Here is a 17389-nt window from a genome sequence, read left to right as displayed (position 1 = left end):
TGTATGCCCTATCTGGCAAGTGTTCACTTAAAGATGACCAGTTGCGCACAACCCTTCACTGACTATTCACCACCTAATTCATTGTAATAATTGATTAATTCTCAAAAATGAACAGTATGACTAGTTTTTCTATAAAAAACTTTTTTCTGCATTACTGCAAAAAATGAAAATAAGACATCAAACCTTAATTAATGATGGTGATATAAAACCGCCCAAATAATCCGCATACCATTGCATCATTTCCCGACGCCCATCAAGATACAGCGCATGGTTATAGGTACCCCTAATACTATTCTTATCAACATGCGCGAGCTGTAGCTCAATCCAAGCCGAGTTATAGCCCTTCTCATGCAATATAGTACTCATGGTATGCCTGAAGCCGTGGCCGGTAGCCCTGCCGTTGTAGCCGATACGCCTCATTACCTGATTGATGGACGCTTCGCTAATAGGCTTTCTAAAGTCTCGCCCTGGGAAAATCAGCTCATAGCGGCCAGTCACGATTCTGATCTGTTCAAGCAAAGCTATTGCCTGATGAGATAACGGAACCAGATGAGGACGCCCCATTTTCATATGCTCAACGGGTACTTCCCAAACCTTGTTCTCCATATCGATTTCAGACCATTGTGCCCTGCGCACTTCCCCTGGGCGTAATCCGGTGAGAATTAGAAGCTGGGTCGCAATTTTGGTTATTACACTGCCGGTGTAGGCATTTAACTCGCTTAAGAACTCAGGTAATTCATGAGCGGCTAGGTGCACATAATTATTGGCTTTATGGGGTTTCATCGCCGAGGCGAGATCCGGCGCGGGATTGTACTCGGCGCGACCTGTGATAATGGCGTAACGGAATACCTCACCACACCGCTGGCGCACCTTGCGTACTTTCTCAGTCGCTCCCCTGCTCTCAACCTGACGCAGCATTGCCAACAGCTCTAACGGCTTGATTTCTGCTATCGGACGAAAGCCCAGGAAAGGGAAGACATCTTTCTCAAAGGTATCCATCATCTCTTCGCGGTATGACGCCGACCAGCGGTCATAACGATGCTCATACCACTCACGGGTTAGCGCTTCAAAGGTATTGGTGGCTGAAAGGGATTTTGCAGCCTTCTGCTCTTTACGCAGCGCGCTCGGGTTCACGCCCGACGCAACCAGCCGCCTTGACTCATCACGCTTTTGCCGCGCATCTGCAAGAGAGACGTGCTCATAGGTGCCTAATGACAGCATTTTGGGTTTACCGTCAAAACGATAGCGAAAGCGCCACGCTTTGCTGCCGTTAGGCTCAACAAGAAGGGATAAACCTAGGCCATCGCTCAGGGTGTAAGGCTTTTCTGTGGGCTTAGCTTTTTTGATTTGTAGTTCTGTCAGGGGCATTGTGTATAGAAATCCGTGTGTATAAAAAAACTATACGCGATCATATACACATCAGACGCTGGCTTTCAAGGGATGCACTCGGACGTAAGCGGACAATAAAGTGGCTAAAAACATTGATTTTATTGGTTTTTCAGGATGATTACGGAAGGTCTGGGAAGTACTTCTGGAGCGGGTGAAGGGAATCGAACCCTCGTATGCAGCTTGGGAAGCTACCGTTCTACCATTGAACTACACCCGCTTCGGTGTGTGTCTGGCATTATAGCGGGTTGAGGCGGGGTAGCAAGGAATGCTTCCCAATAAGCGTCTAATATTTAGGCATTTAGCGCATTTAATAGAAAGGGGGCGCTCTGCGTAACAGACCGCCCCCTTTTTAATCACACGAATTATTGAATCGGTGTCAGCATCTCAATATTCATGTTACCTAACTGCTTTTTATCGGTAATCACGTTCTTATCTTCGCGGATCTTTTTAACATCATCGGCGGTGACCTTATCCCCAGCGGTATTGCCCCAGCTGGTGCGAATAAAGTTCACCACGTCGGCAACCTGTTGGTTATTCAGACGCCAGCCGAATGCCGGCATGGTGATGTTAGAAGGTGCGCCGATAACGCCCGGCAAGGTATTACCGGTCAGCACGATGTGAATCAGTGAGGTTGGATCTTTCGCCAACACCACCGGATTCCCTTTCAGCTCGGGGAAGAAGCGCTTATAGCCTGTACCGTCAGTCTTATGACATGCCGCGCAGCTGTCGACGTAAACGGCGGCACCCGGTTTGCTGTCATCGCCTTTCCACAGCGCTTTCGCTACGCTGTCGTCGGTTTTAAACGCCGGTTGGCTACTGTCTTTTACATCCAGCGACTTGAGGTATTTAGCGATTGCGGTTGCGTCTTCCGGCGTCAGGTATTGCAGGCTGTGCTTAACAACGTCGGTCATCCCGCCGAACACGGCGGTGTGATCGTTACGACCGGTGCGCAGGAACTGAACGAGATCGTCCTCGCTCCAGCGGCCTAAACCATCACGATCATCGCCACGCAGATTGCTGGCGGTCCAGCCATCGATAGGCGCTGCGCTGCCCGACAGGAAGGCGTTGCCTTCGTCGTTGTTCATCGCTTTTTCCTGCATGGTGATGCTGCGCGGAGTATGGCATGCGCCGCAGTGACCCAGGCCTTCAACCAGATAGCGGCCACGCGCCAACTGGGGATCTTCATTCATTTTACCGGCAAACGGCTGCACCTTAGGGGCAAACGCGGTACGCCAGATAGCCAGCGGCCATCTCATCGACAGCGGCCACGGAATGTCGCTGTCACGATTTGGCTGTGCCACAGGCTGAACACCGTGCATAAAGTATGCGTACAGCGCCTTCATATCCTCATCGCTTACCACCGCGTAGGACGGGAACGGCATCGCCGGATAGAGCGTCTGACCGTTTTTCGCCACGCCTTTGCGCACTGCATTCTCGAAATCTTCGAGCGTGTAGTCACCAATACCGTTGGCTTTATCCGGCGTGATGTTGGTGGAGTAAATCGCGCCGATCGGCGTCACCATCTTCAGGCCACCGGCAAACGGCTGGCCGCCTTCGGTAGTATGACAGGCGACGCAGTCACCGGCTTTCGCCAGATATTCACGGCGTTTGATGAGGTCGGAACCACTCGTATCATCGGCCAGCGCAGCAAAGGCTACCGAGCCCAGGAACAAGGCAGAAAGTAATTTTTTCATCGCTATTTCCTTATGCCTGTACCAATGGGCCTGGGTTTTTCAGATAGGTCTCGCGAATCGCTTTGGCAGACCAGTAGGTTAACGCAGCGACCATACCGGTCGGGTTGTAGCCCAGACCTTGCGGGAATGCGGATGCGCCCGGTACGAAGACGTTGTGCACGTCCCAGCTTTGCAGGTAACGGTTGATTGCACTGGTTTTTGGGTCTTCACCCATAATCGCGCCGCCGTTCATGTGCGTGGTCTGATAAACGGTAGTGTCGAAATGCGAATTGGCATTTTTTGGCGCGCCGGTGATCAGTTTCGGGTTCATCGCTACGGCGATTTTGTGCATCTTGTCGTACATGAACTGCGACATCTTCACGTCGTTATCCTGCCAGTCAAAGGTCATACGCAGCAGAGGCTGGCCGTACACGTCTTTGTAGGTCGGATCGAGGTCAAGATAGTTCGCGCGGTAAGACTGATGCGCACCGTGAGCATCCATCGACACGTTATGGGTGTAAGCGTCAGCCACTGCGGCCTTCCACTTGCTGCCCCAGTTTGGCGTGCCCGGAGGCGTTGGCAGACCTGAAATAGGCTTGGAACCGGCCTGGTTAACCCAGAACGGCGAGCCGCCGACGAAGCCGTATTTGGCGTGGTCGAAGTTGTCGGCGTTAAAATCATCAACGCCTACACCCGCACCACCGGCACCGATGAAGGTGTTGGTGAACTTGTCGGTATCGAAGAAGGTTTTGATGGTAGTCAGGTTCTGATAGGCAAAGTTACGGCCTACCACGCCTTCATTAGTCACCGGGTCGTACGGCTTGCCGATGCCGGAAAGCAGCATCAGGTGCACGTTGTGGAACTGGAAGGCAGAGAGAATAACCAGGTCCGCCGGTTGCTCAACCTGTTGACCCAGCGCGTCAACGTAGGTCACGCCGGTCGCACGTTTTTTGTCATCGGTCAGATTAACGCGCAGTACGTAAGCGTTATTGCGCAGTTCAAACTTCGACTCCTGACGCAGAGACGGCAGGATATTAACGTTCGGCGATGCCTTGGAATACATGTAGCAGGCGTAACCACTGCAATAACCGCAGAAGTTGCACGGGCCCATCTGCGCGCCGTAGGTATTGGTGTACGGACCAGAGGTGTTGGCTGAAGGCAGGTCGTAAGGATGATACCCCACGGACTCCGCCGCCTGAGCAAACAGCTGGGCAGAATAGGTACGTTTTTGCGCCGGAAGCGGAAATTTATCGGAGCGGTCAGGCGCAAACGGGTTACCTTTCCCTTGCGCGCCAGGTTGCTGCTGACCTTTGATAGTCCAGGGTGAGCCTGAGGTCCCAAAGACTTTCTCGGCCTTGTCGAAGAATGGCTCTAACTCGTTATAGTTAACCCCGAAATCCTGAATGGTCATGCCTTCTGGAATAAACTTCTTACCATATCGTTCTTCATAGTGGCTGCGCATATTCAGCTCGATAGGATCGACGCGGAAATGCACCCCAGACCAGTGCAGACCTGCACCGCCTGTACCGGTCCCAGGCAGGAACGCGTTTAGCTGGCGATAAGGCATCGCGGTTTGCGTCATGTTATGACGAATAGTCACGGTGCTTTTTGACAGGTCCTGGAACAGCTTTTTACGAATGTTGTAGGTCAGCTCATCGACAACCTGCGGGTAGGCACCGTCTGGATAGGTGTCGCGGCTTGGACCACGTTCAAGCGCAACCACGCTCAAACCCGCTTCGGTCAGTTCTTTGGCCATAATGGAGCCAGCCCAACCAAAACCGACGATCACTGCATCAACTTTATTCATTGTTTTAGACATACTTACGCTCTTTCACCACTGATAGACACCGGCGGGAACGGATAACGTTCGCCGCGTTCAACCCAGTCCATAAAGTCGGCACGGGCACCGGGGAAACCGATAAGCTTCCAGCCAACCATCTGGTGATTGCCACCGTGGATTGGGTCGCTGAAGAAGCCTTCGCGGGTGTTTTGCAGCAGGAAGGAGAAGAATGTCTTGCTCGGAACCTGTTTGAACTCGGCTTTGCCGCTCTCAAATTCCATCAGCAGGGATTCTTGCTGATCTGTCGTCAGCTCACTGAATACCTTACCGAATTTTGCTTTGGCGTAGTCGTTGGCGTCGCTGATTCCCAATTGATAAATGGCAAAAGGTCCTAGCGGAAGCTGATAACCGAAGTCGTGCTCGGCTTCAGGGTGGAATGGCCCCTGCATGTACCAGTTGGCACCGGTAGCGTAAGGCGTGTCCATCTGGCGGTCGATGAACTCTGGCACGCCGGCTTCCAGCGCACCCGGACCACGATCGTCAGCGGGGATCAAACGCGCGACGGCAGCCTGCAGGAACGCATACTCTTCGGCGGTAAATTTAGTGGGATGATAATCAGGTGCCTTAACGGCAGATGACGCCTCAGACGGTTTCTGTTCGCTTGCCTGAGCAGGCGTGGTCATTGCGATGAAACCGGTTCCATTTAAAGCCACGGCAGGTGCGATTGCGATGGTTTTGAGAAGGAAGTCTCTACGGGAGTTTCCAGAATTTTTCAGCGACATAGCAGGTGTTGTTATAACCAGAATGTTGGGGGGTTTGTTATACGCCTATTACAGACGTTATAAGTTGTTAATTTCTTCCTCGCATATAAGGAAGAATATGTAAAAATTTTACCACAATGTTAATGAGTGTAATTGGCTATTGGTGCCAATAAATGTTTCTACTTGTAAAATTACAGTTAACGAATTGAGCAGTATCGAAATATTTTTGGGTGTTTTTTAATCAGAAATTTGGAGCATCGAGAAAGAGGCTTAAGAGTTAATCAGAGGGATAGGCGGGATAACGAGGTGCTAAAAAGCTCCCTCCCCCTTGCAGAGGAGGGAAGCGTTCGGTTATTTCTGTGGGCGCATGGCTGGGAACAGAATAACGTCGCGGATGGTGTGGCTGTTGGTGAACAGCATAACCATACGGTCGATACCGATGCCGAGGCCGGCAGTTGGCGGCATACCGTGTTCCAGCGCGGTCACGTAGTCTTCGTCGTAGAACATCGCTTCGTCATCGCCGGCGTCTTTCGCAGTAACCTGGTCAGCAAAGCGCTGCGCCTGGTCTTCTGCGTCATTCAGCTCGGAGAAGCCGTTACCGATTTCACGTCCACCGATGAAGAACTCGAAGCGGTCGGTCACTTCTGGGTTTTCGTCGTTACGGCGTGCCAGCGGAGAAACCTCAGCCGGGTATTCGGTGATGAAGGTCGGCTGGATCAGCTGGCTTTCAGCGGTCTCTTCGAAGATTTCACAGACAACGCGGCCCAGACCCCAGCTCTTCTCAATTTTGATACCCAGAGATTCTGCAATAGCGGTCGCCTTGGCCATGTCAGCCAAATCTTCTACCTTGGTCTCTGGACGGTATTTGAGGATAGCTTCGGTCATGGTCAGCTTGGTAAATGGCTTACCGAAGTCGAAGGTCTGATCGCCATACTGCACTACGCTGCTGCCCAGAATGGTTTCAGTCAACGTGCGGAACAGGGACTCGGTCAGCACGATCAGGTCACGGTAGTCCGCGTACGCCATGTAGAGTTCCATCATGGTGAACTCTGGGTTGTGACGCGGAGAAACGCCTTCGTTACGGAAGTTACGGTTGATCTCGAATACGCGGTCGAAACCACCCACAACCAGACGCTTCAGGTACAGCTCTGGTGCGATACGCAGGTACATGTCGATGTCCAGCGCATTGTGGTGGGTGATGAACGGACGCGCAGACGCACCGCCAGGAATAACCTGCATCATCGGCGTTTCTACTTCCATAAAGTCCTGCTCAACCATGAACTTGCGAATACCAGCCATGATTTGTGAACGGATTTTGAAAGTATTGCGCGACTCGTCGTTAGCGATCAGGTCGAGGTAACGCTGACGATAACGGGTTTCCTGATCGGCCAGGCCGTGGAACTTGTCTGGCAACGGACGCAGTGCTTTAGTCAGCAGACGCAGTTCGGTAACGTGGATAGACAGTTCGCCGGTCTTGGTTTTGAACAGCTTGCCGCGAGCGCCGAGGATGTCGCCCAGGTCCCACTTCTTGAACTCATCGTTGTACTGACCTTCTTGCAGGTCGTCACGCGCAACGTACAGCTGAATGCGGCCGCCCACGTCCTGCAGGGTCACGAATGAAGCTTTACCCATAATACGACGGGTCATCATACGGCCACCCACGGTGACTTCGACGTTTAACGCTTCCAGCTCTTCGTTTTCTTTATCGCCGTAGGCGGCGTGCAGTGCATCGGAAACGCTATCACGACGGAAATCGTTCGGGAAAGCGATGCCTTTCTCACGCAAAAGGGCCAGCTTCTCACGACGCGCTTTCAGCTCGTTGTTAAGTTCCTGCGCGCTTTCTGCGCCCTGTGGCTGCTGCCCAGATGGTTGTTGCTCAGACATTTCGGTTCCTTATAACCCGGCTTTCAAACTGGCTTCGATGAATTTATCCAGGTCGCCATCTAATACGGCCTGTGTATTGCGTGTTTCAACGCCTGTGCGCAAATCTTTAATACGGGAGTCATCCAGAACGTATGAACGGATCTGGCTGCCCCAACCGATATCAGACTTGTTGTCTTCAGCTTGTTGTTTATCAGCATTTTTCTTTTGCATCTCAAACTCATAAAGCTTCGCTTTCAGCTGCTTCATGGCCTGATCCTTGTTCTTATGCTGTGAACGGTCGTTCTGACACTGCACCACGATGTTGGTTGGCATGTGGGTAATACGTACCGCAGATTCGGTTTTGTTGACGTGCTGACCACCGGCACCGGAGGCGCGGTAAACGTCGATACGCAAATCTGCAGGGTTGATTTCGATGTCAATATCGTCGTCAACTTCCGGGTAAACGAATACCGAACTGAATGAAGTGTGGCGACGGCCACCGGAGTCAAACGGGCTCTTGCGCACCAGGCGGTGAACGCCGGTTTCAGTACGCAGCCAGCCGTAGGCATAGTCACCGATGATTTTGATGGTGGCAGACTTGGTACCCGCGACGTCGCCGTCGGACTCTTCAATGATTTCGGTTTTGAAGCCTTTGGCATCAGCCCAGCGCAGGAACATACGCAGCAGCATGCTGGCCCAGTCCTGAGCCTCGGTGCCGCCCGAGCCTGCCTGAATGTCAAGGTAGCAGTCGGCGCTGTCATATTCGCCGGAGAACATGCGGCGGAATTCAAGCTGGTCCAGCTTGCCCATCAGCACGTCGAGTTCGGCTACGGCTTCGTTGAAAGTCTCTTCATCGTCGGCTTCAACCGCCAGTTCAAGCAGACCGGTAACGTCTTCACGCCCCTGGGTCAGCTGATCGATGGTATCAACAATGGCTTCCAGCGCCGAGCGCTCTTTACCCAGCGCCTGCGCGCGCTCAGGTTCGTTCCAAACGTCCGGCTGTTCCAGCTCGGCGTTAACTTCTTCTAGGCGTTCTTTCTTGGCATCATAGTCAAAGATACCCCCTAAGAACCGCGGCCCTGTCGGCCAAGTCCTGAATGCGGTTTTTTACCGGATTAATTTCAAACATGATTTTTTTTCGCGTCTTACGTTAGGTCGGGTATGGCACAGCGCCATTCGAACCGCATATTCTAAAGGAAATAGCGGTCGGTTTATAGCAAGTTGGCGCATTTTCTAACGCAGAATTGAGGCCCGCGTTAGCGCGGCCACAAATGCTGAATCATCAACTGAACGTTACGATTACCGCGATACTCATTGATATCGAGCTTATAAGCGAGCTGAACCTCGCGCACGCTGGAGTCTGGCCACACCGTCGGGTCGATGTTAAACGCGATCCCGTCAAGCAGTGGCCCCCCGCCGAGCGGCTCAATCATCACCTTCAAATGTCTGTCTTTTAAAAGCTTTTGCTGCAAGATACGGAAGGTGCCGTCGAAGACTGGCTCCGGGAACGCCTGTCCCCATGGGCCACCGTCGCGCAGCATCTCAGCGGTTTCGATGGACATCTGCTGGGCAGAAAGTTCGCCGTCCGACCACACCACGCCCTCGAGGTGTGAAGGATCCAGCCATTCCCCCACCAGCTCGGCAAAACGGTCGCGGAATTGATCAAACTTGCTCTCTTCCAGCGACAGGCCTGCGGCCATCGCGTGTCCGCCAAATTTCATCATCAGGCCGGGATTAAGCGTATCAAGACGCTCCAGGGCGTCACGCATGTGCAGCCCGCTGATAGAGCGGCCGGAGCCTTTCAGCACGCCGTCGCCCGCGGGTGCAAAGGCGATAACCGGGCGATTGAAACGCTCCTTCAGCCGCGAGGCCAGAATGCCAACCACGCCCTGATGCCACTCTGGGTGATACATCGCCAGCCCAAAAGGCAGATTTTCGCCGCTGGTTTCAAGCTTCTCGCACAGTGCAAGCGCCTCAACCTGCATGCCCTGCTCGATTTCACGACGCGTCAGATTCAGCGTATCGAGGTCACTGGCCAGCGCGCGCGCCTGTGCCATGTCCTCGCTGAGCAGCAGCGCAACCCCGATTGACATATCGTCGAGACGCCCGGCGGCGTTGAGTCGCGGACCCAGTGCAAAACCGAGATCGCTGGCGGTCAGCTGACGAGCATCGCGCCCGGCGACCTCGAGAAGCGCACGCACGCCCGGACGACACTTACCGGCACGAATGCGGTTAAGCCCCTGATAAACCAAGATACGATTATTGGTGTCCAGCGGAACGACGTCGGCGACGGTACCAAGCGCCACCAGATCCAACCATTCGGCCAGATTAGGCATCGCCAGCCCGCGCTGCTCAAACCATCCGCTTTCACGGAGTTTGCTGCGCAGCGCAAGCATCAGATAAAAGGCCACGCCAACGCCCGCCAAAGATTTGGAGGGGAACGCACAACCGTGAAGATTCGGGTTAATAATCGCTTCGGCCGCAGGCAACGTCTCACCGGGTAAGTGGTGATCGGTGATGAGAACCTGAATGCCCCTTTCGTGCGCCAGCTCAACGCCCGCGTGCGACGAAATACCGTTATCAACCGTGAGAATCAGTTGAGCACCGCGCGCCGCTGCCTGCTCAACCACCTCAGGGCTCAGGCCATAGCCGTCTTCAAAACGGTTCGGCACCAGATATTTGACGCTGTCGTAGCCCATGCTGCGCAGTGACAGCACGGTCAGCGCGGTGCTGGTTGCCCCATCGGCATCAAAATCGCCGACAATCATGATTTGCAGGCGTTCAGACAAGGCCGTTTGCAGCAGATTCACGGCGGCATCGATGCCATCGAGCTGTTTGTAGTCGAGTAAACCACGCACGCCGCGCTCAAGTTCTTGACTCTCTTTCACACCGCGCAGGGCGTAGAGGCGGCGTAGCAAAGGGGCAAGGTCGGCAGGTAAATCTGCGCCCTCATCCCCTTCACGACGGCGAAGCTGGGTCTTAACTGTCACGAAAATCAACCACCTATATTTTTTGAACGAGCTGATTCTCTCTCGGCTCGCCCGTTAATGTCTTATGCCTTGATGCCAAGCATAGCCGCCATGGATTCCGGCGGCTGATAGCCTGGCACCAGCGTACCGTCTTCCAGCACCACAGCCGGCGTACCGGTTACGCCCATTTGCTGGCCCAGTTCAAACTGTCTGGCGATATCGACCTTGCTGTCAGCGGTTTTGGCAATCGGCGAAACCTTCTCACCTCGTATCGCTTCGTCCAGCGCTTTCTTACGATCGGCAGTATTCCAGATTGACTGCATCTGTTTGCCCGTTTCCGAGTCAACGCCGGCGCGCGGGTAAGCAAGATAACGAACGGTAATCCCCAGATCGTTATAGCCTTTTATCTGCTGGTGCAGTTTATGACAGTAGCCGCAGGTAATGTCGGTGAACACGGTTATCACGCGCTGCTCTTTAGCCGCCTTGTAGATGATCATCTCGTTTTGCATCGCGTTCAGCTTGTTGACCAGAGGCTGATTGCTGAGATTCACCGGGCGCTCGCCGCTGACGTCATAGAGTGGACCCTGCAGCACATATTTGCCATCTTCGCTGACATAAATCACGCCCTTTGGCGTGGTTACCGTTTTTAATCCTTTGACAGGAGAGGCCTTTACTTCAGGATTTTCGAGGCCGATTTTGTTAAGGGTAGCCTTCAGAGAAGCCTCCTCGGCGTGCGCGACATTGGCCAGTCCCGAGGTTACCAGGGTCAGCACCAGTAGAGTTTTTTTCATCGTTACGTCCTTTGTTCTCCCCCGGTTCACGCACGAGGGTGATGTTGTTGATGTAGCTGCTTTAAACGCTCCGTTGCTACATGGGTGTAAATTTGAGTGGTCGACAGGTCGCTATGACCTAGAAGCATCTGTACGACACGCAAGTCTGCCCCGTGGTTCAATAGATGGGTAGCAAAGGCGTGGCGTAAAACGTGAGGCGAGAGTCTGTCGGCGTCAATACCGGCAAGTACGGCGTAGTGTTTGATACGATGCCAAAACGTCTGGCGCGTCATTTTTTGACCACGACTGCTGGGGAACACGATATCCAATGATTGTCCGTTAAGCATCCACGGCCTGCCGTGCTCGAGATAATTTTCAAGCCAGTACACCGCTTCTTCACCCAGCGGAACCAGTCGTTCTTTGTCACCTTTACCTATAACTCGCACCACTCCCTGACGCAGACTGATGTCGCTCAACGTCAAACCCACAAGCTCGGAAACGCGGAGGCCAGTAGCATACAGGAGCTCGAGCATAGACTTATCTCTTAGTTCCAGAGGAATTTCTGTACTGGGCGCGGCAAGCAGCGACTCAACCTGGGCCTCACTGAGGTCTTTTGGTAAGCGTTGCGGGAGTTTAGGAGAAGAAAGTAGCGCGGTCGGGTCGTCTTCGCGCAGCGATTCGCGGTTCAAATATTGGAAAAAACGTCGCATCGCGCTCAGTAAACGTGCCGAACTGGTTGCCTTGTACCCGCCTTCAACGCGTTCGGCCAAAAAGGACTGTAGCTCAAACGACTTGACCCGAAGCAGGTCTGTTTGACTATGTTCAAGCCAACCCAGCAAAGACTTCAGATCCAGACGATAAGAAGCCAGGGTATTTTCGGCAAGGTTTCTCTCAAGCCACAGCGCGTCGAGAAACTGTTCGACCAACATCTGGCCATCGTCTGATTTGGGCACTTCTACTCCTTTTATCCTGCAGACAGGATTTGGCTTAAGGTCAGGGTTATACCCGCGCATTATGCCTTAAACGGAGACAATTCTGGTACACTCAACGCCATTCAATAATTTTTACCGACAGTGGCAGCAAGAATGAAGATTGGTCTTTTCTACGGTTCAAGCACCTGTTACACCGAGATGGCGGCGGAAAAAATCCGTGAAATTCTGGGTGAAGACCTGGTGGATCTGCACAATTTAAAAGATGTCGAGCCTTCGCGGATGGAGGATTACGAGATTCTGATCCTCGGCATCCCGACCTGGGACTTTGGCGAAATTCAGGAAGACTGGGAAGCCGTCTGGGAGCAACTCGCTACCCTAAACCTGCGTGGGAAAATTGTTGCCATGTACGGAATGGGCGACCAGCTAGGTTACGGCGAATGGTTCCTCGACGCTCTCGGTATGCTGTATGACCGACTGCTGCCGCTCGGCGTGCAGTTCATTGGCTTCTGGCCAACCGAAGGCTTCGAATTCACCAGCCCAAAACCGCTTAGCGCCGACGGCAAGCATTTTGTCGGGCTGGCGCTCGATGAGGTTAATCAGTTCGAGCTAAGCGAAGATCGCCTTCAGCAGTGGTGCGATCAAATCTTGCTCGAAATGGATGCGCTGCTGTAATCCGTGTCCCCGCCGTGCTCTTTACAGCGGGTGGTGATTATTATTGGCCGGTGCCGCGTCGCGCTTGCCGGTCAATAATATCTGCCGCAGATGCCGCCACTCCTCCTGACTCATGCTGTCAGAAGCCAGCCAAAGTTTGTGTTTCTTGCCGCGCAGCGCCTGACGCCAGCCATGGCCGGTGCGTTCACGCCTCAGCGAGAGCAGTATACCGCTGTCTATCATCCAGACCGGCTGCTTAATTTTCCATTCCTGTTTACGCCACAGCAGTCTGTCCTGAGCAAGAAGGCTGATTTCACCCTGGCGCGCACTGATGCGCCGCTGGCTGCGTATTGACTGAGAGACCACAATAATTAGCAGTATCAGCCAAATCATCCAGTCGTCGGGCGGCCAGGGAGCCAGAAGAATCAGCAGAATAAGAATGCCATGCACCGCCAGCGAAAACAGCTGACTGCGCCATGACACCCTTAAATCACATTGCCACAGGGCCACGTTGTTTGTTTCGTGTCTGAATCAGGTTAACCATGCGCTTCAACTCGAGATCGTTCGGCTCGCCGTAGTTCATCAGCCAGTTAAAAAGGTCTGGGTCGTCACATTCAAGCAGTCGGGCGAACTGCTGCTTGTCTTCATCACTTAGGGTGTCGAACTCATATTCAAAGAACGGCAGGATGGCAAGGTCCAGCTCTTTCATGCCGCGACGACAGGCCCAGTGGATGCGGGGTTTGTTGTTTATATCCATTGTGCGGGTATCCATTTAAGCAGAAGCGTTATTTTTTATGATGCGGAGCTGATTCTAGCAGCCTGACGAGTTCTGGCGTAACTATTCAGTGTAACGATGTCACAGGAAGTTCATTTTTGGGTAACGTGCCGCAAAAACCCTCGCAGCATCGGTAACAACTAAGCAATCGATGCGAGACATCCTCTAAAGAGTATGAATAAGTGTTTTCAAAGCGGTTCGGCTCTTTTACCATGCCTGTATACCTCCCTACATCAGCAGCTTTGGATTAGGACATATCATGACGTACAAGTATCCGTTTCCTCCGCAAAAGCCTTCATCATCATCCCACCTTCCGCTGACCATTATCTCGCTGGAAGACTGGGCGCTGGTAACGCTGACCGGAGCCGACACGATTAAGTATTTGCAGGGGCAAGTCACCACCGACGTCGAAAAACTCGCGCCGGAACAGCACGTGCTTTGTGCCCACTGTGATGCTAAAGGCAAAATGTGGAGCAACATGCGTCTGTTTGAACGCGGCGACGGCATGGCGTTTATCGAACGCCGCAACCTGCGTGACAATCAGCTCACCGAGATGAAGAAGTACGCGGTGTTTTCTAAAATTACCTTCACCGCCGACGACGACGTCGTGCTGCTCGGCGTCGCCGGTTTTCAGGCTAGCGCAGCGCTGAAAGGTATTTTTGCCACGCTGCCAGACGCCGCAACGCCGGTCGTTCAGCAAGACGAAACCACTCTGCTGTACCTGTCTCTGCCAGCGGACCGTTATCTGGTGGTCACCAGCCCTGAGAAGGCGCAGCAGCTGACGCTAGAGATGGGTGAACAGGCGCAGTTGAACGACAGCCAACAGTGGCTGGCGCTGGATATCGAAGCCGGTTTCCCGATTATTGATAGTGCCAACAGCGTGCAGTTCATCCCACAGGCCACCAACATTCAGGCCCTTGAAGGCATCAGCTTCACTAAAGGCTGCTACGCCGGTCAAGAAATGGTGGCGCGCGCCAAGTATCGCGGCGCAAATAAGCGTGCGCTCTACTGGCTAGCAGGTAAAGGCAGCAAAGTGCCCGCCGCCGGTGATGACCTCGAGTTACAGCTGGGTGAAAACTGGCGTCGTACCGGTACGGTGCTGGCGGCGATTCAGCTCAACGACGGCGCGGTATGGGTTCAGGCGGTGCTGAATAACGATCTGGAAGCCGACAGCCTGCTGCGCGTGCGTGATGACGCAGGGAGCGCCCTGCGCATTCAGCCGCTGCCTTACTCTCTGGAAGAAGCCAAGTAATTCTGGCAGCTCCCCGTGTAATAGAAGTCAAAAAGCCAGCGGCGGCCAACAGGGAAATCCCTCTTGGCCGCCGCTGTCGATGATTACTTTACGCCTGTAATCTAAGGCGGGTTATTTGCATATGCCGTGCATGCTCGATGAACCGACCTCACGCCAAACGGCCCAGGTCCCTCCCGCTCCAGGTAAGTCGCCCTGCGTCCACCATCCATTCAGCCATTCTTTGCCCTGATAAGAGACTTTCACACAGGGAAGTTTATAAGTGGTCGAACGCTCCCATGCCGGGGTTGAACTTACGGCCGCGGGCTGTTGAGTCATGCTCACCGTGCGCGTGTCATATGCGCCTACCGTGTCGGTGACCGTGACCTCAAAGCCATAGAGCGTTTTCTGCTTCACGGCAGCAAGCTGAGCCGTCGCCTGTATCGTATTGCCCCCATTGAGCGATACCGTTGGGCCAGCCACCTGTTTCCATTTATAGCGCAGTGCATCACCGTCAGGATCATAGCTTCCAGAGGCTGAGAGGGTAATCTTCCCTGCCCCTGTCAGTATTGCCGGGTTTGCCGAAGCTTTCGCAATCGGTGCCGCATTGTCTGGCTTATCGCTGTCGGTCTGTTCAATCTTCAGCACAAAGTTATCGAAATGGACATCAGATATCTGCCCGCTAACCTTGGTCGCTTGAACTTGTAAGGTCAGAGAGGTACTGTCCGCCGGTAACACCATCACTAATTTATTATCAAGCCAGCGATTACGCGGGTGTTTGGTATCGAGATCTTTGGCCTCAAGCGTATTGCCCTGCGCGTCGCGTGCAATTAGCGTCACCTTGCCATAATCGCCGTCACCCCATCCGTTGCTCTTAAAGGTCAGGATTACTGAAGATTTTCCCTGGCTCACCTTATCTTTGTCCAGCGCGATGCTTTGACTCATCAGATCCTGACGGTCGTTGCCGGCAGCGCTGTCGCTGAGACGAGCGGTGAAGAAATATTTTCCTTCTGCGGCTTTAATCCCGTCCTGAGTCGTAATCACTCGGAACTGGCCCTTATCAAGATGCCAGGCGGACAGATCGCCGCTTTCCGCGCCCGCATTACGCAAGGTGTCGGAGAGGGGTATTTCTACGCTCTGCGAAAGGTCATAACGTACGTCGCTGTCGCGGTTTTCCCATATCGGCACCTCCAGCTTTTTCAGGGCCAGTCCATTCACGTTTTGACGGGTTGCTTGCGTTAGCGGCAGTCCCCATTTTTCAAAAAACGGGATCAGGTTGTACCCACTCACACGACTGGTCTCCAGAATAAAGCGCTGAACTTTTTGGGCGCTGTCATCAGGCTGCTGATTTTTCGGAATTTCGCGGTAGAGCTTGCCAAGCCGAGCATAAAAGTCTTTGCCAAAGGTGAGATCCAGTTGCCAGAGCATGGCGACCTTAGCATACTGGCTGTTGAGATTATGGTAATCCCGACTGGATTTATTGAGATATGGGAACACTTGCTCGTCCCAGTGTTTGTCTTTTTCCAAACGCGGATTGATGCCAAGCTCGCGCTCCACGTAAAGTGAAGTCAGATTAACCACCACCTCCGTCATGTTATCCGGCTTGCTCGAGCTACCCCAGTCCATCGGGATCATCTGGAACTGATGGCCCAATTCATGCCATGGCCCCCAGCCATTGCCGCCAGCCAGATTTTTATTATTAACGACATAACCTAGATGCCCCTCAGCGCAGGCCATCAGACGCCAGGTGGTCGAATTCAGAACCCCGCCGCATCTGTCATTATTGATAACGCCAGGCAGTGATAATCCATCGAGCCAGTGAAAACGGTGAAGAATACGCTGATGCGGGCTGTTGATATTTTCGCTGGTGAGTCCGTACTGATTTTCAGCCAGCGTCACAATTTTATCCCAGCTTTTAAGAGCCGATTCTGGGCCTTCCGAGCCGATATTTTTCATCGCGGCGGTGCGGCGCAGGGTGATCAGTACACGATTACTTTTTAATTCGACGTAAGGAATATCATCGAATTTTCTCAGCATTTGTTGATAGTCCTGCGCGCTGTGTTCACCCAATACAAAACGCGCAAAGGGCTTCCCTCCGCTGCGAATATTCACCTTGATATCACCGGCGATCGGCGCGTTAAAACTGGCGATATACAGAATACCGCTCCTGTTTGAAACGAGGATATTCTCCCCCTTTCTCAAGGGCTGCCTGTAGGCATGCGCGAATTTCCTGGTTCTGTCATCCGGCGTGTCGACAAAAAATTCAGGCGCTGGCGTTATTGCACTCCCCTGATAATCGAGGTTAATCACTACCGCCTCGCCACGCTCAACCCAAAAACCGGTTGATTGCAAAGGTGACTGATCGTACCAACGGTATTGTTTCTCTACGATTTCAGGCTTACCGGGCTGCTCTAAAATGAATATACGAGGCGGGTCAATGGAAGCGCGGGCCGCAGCTGTTTGCTCTGAAAGTTGAGCGGGAAGAATTTCGTTCGCCGTGGCCGAATAAGCAAAAAATAGTGATAAAGCCAGTGCAGAATATTTAAACAAAGTCCGTTTAGGCATAGCATCCTCGTTATATTTACATTTTGTAATAAA

General features: G+C 53.1%; 14 protein-coding genes and 1 tRNA gene. 2 read left to right on the top strand and 13 right to left on the bottom strand.

The genetic code is table 11. The features are described from left to right. Positions 1-177: 177 nt before the first annotated feature. The 10 genes from BS640_RS15030 to xerD form a co-directional block, all read right to left on the bottom strand. Positions 178-1368, bottom strand: a complete 1191-nt coding sequence (locus BS640_RS15030; protein WP_084912856.1) for a tyrosine-type recombinase/integrase — start codon at positions 1366-1368, stop codon at positions 178-180. A 164-nt stretch (positions 1369-1532) separates the two neighbouring features. Further along, positions 1533-1606, bottom strand: a tRNA-Gly gene (locus BS640_RS15025). 145 nt (positions 1607-1751) lie between these two features. After that, complete coding sequence (locus tag BS640_RS15020; protein WP_084912855.1) at positions 1752-3083, bottom strand: cytochrome c; 1332 nt, start codon at positions 3081-3083, stop codon at positions 1752-1754. 10 nt (positions 3084-3093) lie between these two features. Continuing rightward, on the bottom strand, positions 3094-4881 hold the full coding sequence (locus BS640_RS15015; protein ID WP_017492105.1) for a GMC family oxidoreductase: 1788 nt from the start codon (positions 4879-4881) through the stop codon (positions 3094-3096). Between the two features lie 2 nt (positions 4882-4883). Continuing rightward, positions 4884-5624: a gluconate 2-dehydrogenase subunit 3 family protein gene (locus tag BS640_RS15010; protein WP_026110552.1), complete on the bottom strand. Its 741-nt coding sequence runs from the start codon at positions 5622-5624 to the stop codon at positions 4884-4886. Between the two features lie 330 nt (positions 5625-5954). Further along, positions 5955-7487 (bottom strand): lysine--tRNA ligase, encoded by a 1533-nt coding sequence (lysS, locus tag BS640_RS15005; RefSeq protein ID WP_084912854.1) that lies wholly within the window; start codon positions 7485-7487, stop codon positions 5955-5957. A 9-nt stretch (positions 7488-7496) separates the two neighbouring features. Then, a protein-coding gene (gene prfB / locus BS640_RS15000) for a peptide chain release factor 2 (protein ID WP_139802822.1) occupies positions 7497-8595 on the bottom strand; the annotation gives its coding sequence in 2 pieces (ribosomal slippage) (positions 7497-8519 and positions 8521-8595; 1098 coding nt in all). Positions 8596-8722: 127 nt separating this feature from the next. Further along, positions 8723-10456 carry a single-stranded-DNA-specific exonuclease RecJ gene (recJ, locus tag BS640_RS14995; RefSeq protein ID WP_026110554.1) on the bottom strand — a complete coding sequence of 578 codons (1734 nt, stop codon included), beginning with the start codon at positions 10454-10456 and terminating at the stop codon, positions 8723-8725. 62 nt (positions 10457-10518) lie between these two features. Further along, positions 10519-11226 (bottom strand): bifunctional protein-disulfide isomerase/oxidoreductase DsbC, encoded by a 708-nt coding sequence (gene dsbC, locus BS640_RS14990; protein ID WP_017492110.1) that lies wholly within the window; start codon positions 11224-11226, stop codon positions 10519-10521. Between the two features lie 26 nt (positions 11227-11252). Beyond that, the gene (xerD, locus tag BS640_RS14985; protein WP_038328043.1) at positions 11253-12134 is read right to left on the bottom strand and encodes a site-specific tyrosine recombinase XerD; all 882 of its coding nucleotides are present in this window, start codon (positions 12132-12134) and stop codon (positions 11253-11255) included. A gap of 156 nt (positions 12135-12290) precedes the next feature. Here xerD and fldB point away from each other — a divergent pair, with 156 nt between their 5' ends. Beyond that, positions 12291-12809 carry a flavodoxin FldB gene (gene fldB, locus BS640_RS14980; RefSeq protein ID WP_017492112.1) on the top strand — a complete coding sequence of 173 codons (519 nt, stop codon included), beginning with the start codon at positions 12291-12293 and terminating at the stop codon, positions 12807-12809. A 21-nt stretch (positions 12810-12830) separates the two neighbouring features. Here fldB and BS640_RS14975 read toward each other — a convergent pair whose 3' ends face one another. Beyond that, on the bottom strand, positions 12831-13298 hold the full coding sequence (locus BS640_RS14975) for a protein YgfX (protein ID WP_038328038.1): 468 nt from the start codon (positions 13296-13298) through the stop codon (positions 12831-12833). Beyond that, positions 13279-13545, bottom strand: a complete 267-nt coding sequence (sdhE, locus tag BS640_RS14970; RefSeq protein WP_017492114.1) for an FAD assembly factor SdhE — start codon at positions 13543-13545, stop codon at positions 13279-13281. The genes BS640_RS14975 and sdhE overlap by 20 nt, the downstream gene beginning before the upstream one ends. Positions 13546-13822: 277 nt before the next feature. On the opposite strand from sdhE, the gene ygfZ reads away from it, so the two are divergent. After that, entirely contained in the window at positions 13823-14815 is a 993-nt protein-coding gene (gene ygfZ, locus BS640_RS14965) for a tRNA-modifying protein YgfZ (RefSeq protein ID WP_017491354.1), read from the top strand. Between the two features lie 111 nt (positions 14816-14926). Here the strand turns inward: ygfZ and BS640_RS14960 are convergent, their stop codons facing one another. Then, positions 14927-17356 (bottom strand): M60 family metallopeptidase, encoded by a 2430-nt coding sequence (locus tag BS640_RS14960; protein ID WP_084912853.1) that lies wholly within the window; start codon positions 17354-17356, stop codon positions 14927-14929. Between the last annotated feature and the right edge of the window lie 33 nt (positions 17357-17389).

The organism is Rouxiella badensis (assembly GCF_002093665.1).
In the GTDB taxonomy this organism is placed as follows: Bacteria; Pseudomonadota; Gammaproteobacteria; order Enterobacterales; family Enterobacteriaceae; genus Rouxiella; species Rouxiella badensis.
Note: the sequence above shows the minus strand (reverse complement) of the source record. Positions and strands in the feature narration are given on the sequence as shown.

Bases quoted from the DNA above. Each gene is read 5' to 3' on its own strand.
- BS640_RS15015 (WP_017492105.1), bottom strand. From the start codon at position 4,881: ATGTCTAAAACAATGAATAAAGTTGATGCAGTGATCGTCGGTTTTGGT.
- dsbC (WP_017492110.1), bottom strand. From the start codon at position 11,226: ATGAAAAAAACTCTACTGGTGCTGACCCTGGTAACCTCGGGACTGGCC.
- BS640_RS15010 (WP_026110552.1), bottom strand. From the start codon at position 5,624: ATGTCGCTGAAAAATTCTGGAAACTCCCGTAGAGACTTCCTTCTCAAA.
- BS640_RS14960 (WP_084912853.1), bottom strand. From the start codon at position 17,356: ATGCCTAAACGGACTTTGTTTAAATATTCTGCACTGGCTTTATCACTA.
- lysS (WP_084912854.1), bottom strand. From the start codon at position 7,487: ATGTCTGAGCAACAACCATCTGGGCAGCAGCCACAGGGCGCAGAAAGC.
- BS640_RS15020 (WP_084912855.1), bottom strand. From the start codon at position 3,083: ATGAAAAAATTACTTTCTGCCTTGTTCCTGGGCTCGGTAGCCTTTGCT.
- sdhE (WP_017492114.1), bottom strand. From the start codon at position 13,545: ATGGATATAAACAACAAACCCCGCATCCACTGGGCCTGTCGTCGCGGC.
- BS640_RS15030 (WP_084912856.1), bottom strand. From the start codon at position 1,368: ATGCCCCTGACAGAACTACAAATCAAAAAAGCTAAGCCCACAGAAAAG.
- xerD (WP_038328043.1), bottom strand. From the start codon at position 12,134: ATGTTGGTCGAACAGTTTCTCGACGCGCTGTGGCTTGAGAGAAACCTT.
- fldB (WP_017492112.1), top strand. From the start codon at position 12,291: ATGAAGATTGGTCTTTTCTACGGTTCAAGCACCTGTTACACCGAGATG.
- ygfZ (WP_017491354.1), top strand. From the start codon at position 13,823: ATGACGTACAAGTATCCGTTTCCTCCGCAAAAGCCTTCATCATCATCC.